Origin of the sequence: Pseudomonas pudica (assembly GCF_015680405.1) — a bacterium.
Lineage (GTDB): Bacteria > Pseudomonadota > Gammaproteobacteria > Pseudomonadales > Pseudomonadaceae > Aquipseudomonas > Aquipseudomonas pudica.
Window position 1 is genome coordinate 1 of sequence record NZ_JADLJS010000127.1, and the last position, 246, is coordinate 246.

A 246-nucleotide genomic window follows, 5' to 3' on the forward strand; every position below is an offset into this window, starting at 1 on the left:
CCGGCACCATGTAGTCCGGCAAACCGGCCTTCAGCGCCTCGCGCAGGCTGTCGCGCAATGCACCTTCGTCTTGCGAGCTGTCGGCAGGCACTACATAGCCCACCAGCTGCTTGCCGCTTGGCCCGTCCTGGGCCAGCACCACGGCTTCCTGCACACTCGGCAGCTCCAGCAGGCGCGCCTCGATCTCGCCCAGCTCGATACGCAAGCCGCGGATCTTCACCTGGTGGTCGATGCGCCCGGCGTAGT

The 246-nt window shown here is 67.1% G+C and carries 1 protein-coding gene; it reads right to left on the reverse strand.

From position 1 onward, the window contains the following. Nucleotides 1-246, reverse strand: a 246-nt coding sequence (locus tag IRZ77_RS27450) for an AMP-binding enzyme (RefSeq protein WP_196174648.1), incomplete at both ends; no start/stop codon positions are given.